General features: G+C 45.6%; 1 protein-coding gene. It reads right to left on the reverse strand.

The genetic code is table 11. The annotated features are described in order from the left end of the window. A partial coding sequence (locus R7P35_RS25140) for an FAD-dependent oxidoreductase (protein ID WP_318093119.1) occupies positions 1–1,099 on the reverse strand: 1,099 nt, incomplete at its 3' end. Positions 1,100–1,197 lie beyond the last annotated feature (98 nt).

The following is a 1,197-nucleotide window of genomic DNA, read 5'->3' on the forward strand; positions in this document are numbered from 1 at the left end:
TTACCGGCAACGAGTCGATTGTTGAAGGTCGATTTCCCATCCACTTTTCCTGCTGTTTCAACGGATTTAAACCGGACTCAAACATCGCGTTCCCCTGCTGATACAACATCTCTGCGCGCTTCATGTTTGGTGGCGATTTCACATCGGCATACTCGACCGTTCCCGCCAAACGTAAGCCTTCAGACATGGGCGTCATAATGAACTTTCTGTCGGCAGAACTGATAGGAAACGGCAATGACTCACGCTTGTCATTCATCATGAGATGGTAGCCTCGCTCAGCTTGTATCGGGACATTCACACCGGTTAACTGGCGAACCAAAGCTTTAGAATGAACACCCGCTGCGACCACAATTTTGTCAAAAGATATTCGCTGAGTATTGACCAAGACATCGCCGTTTTTACTTACTGCGTCTACTTCTTCATGGACAAGTGAACCTCCGAGTTTTTCAAATGCATTACTTAGATCAACGCAGAGTGCATAAGGGTTTATTGTATGTCCTGTTTCTGGAAAAAAGACGCCAAACCGAACCTTTTTGCTGAGTTCAGGAAGCCGACGTCGGATTTCGTTTTGCGTCCAAAGCTCGTACCGAACACCTTGTTCCGTTAACGCATCAAGCGTACTTTGATAACCTTCAAACAAGCTTTCGCTTTCAAACGTCAGCAGTGAACCATCCATCTTAATCAGCCCACTTTTTCCGATCGAATCTAATAACAGATTCCAACTCTGAACGGCTCGCGTGTTAAGGCTTGTTATCGCCTGCGTGGAAGCTTTTGCCGCTGAAGGTTTCGCTTTCAATAAAAAACGTATCATCCAACCGACGGTATTGGGCAAGTCTTGCCAACGAATAGAAACTGGACTTGTCGAACTCAATAACATCTTGGGTAATTGAGGGATCAAGGCTGGCGTGGCAAGAGGAAAAACTTGCTCGGTCGCGATGTGCCCGGCATTCCCTTTCGAGCACCCATTGCCTACCCCATTCGGATCAAAAATGGTGACGTGATACCCCTGCTGTTGCAGTTTTAAGCCAATCGACAAACCGATGATTCCCGCCCCTATAACCGCGATGCTTTGATTTCTGAGTTCTTCCTTACCCAACATGAATATGCTCCAAGTCACATTTGAAAAAGCAGATTGTATACAATATATTTTACATTACGATAACATTAAGCTCGTTAGATTCAACCCATTTCTTCAGC

The sequence above is a fragment of the Vibrio sp. Vb0304 genome, from assembly GCF_033338995.1.
In the GTDB taxonomy this organism is placed as follows: domain Bacteria; phylum Pseudomonadota; class Gammaproteobacteria; order Enterobacterales; family Vibrionaceae; genus Vibrio; species Vibrio alginolyticus.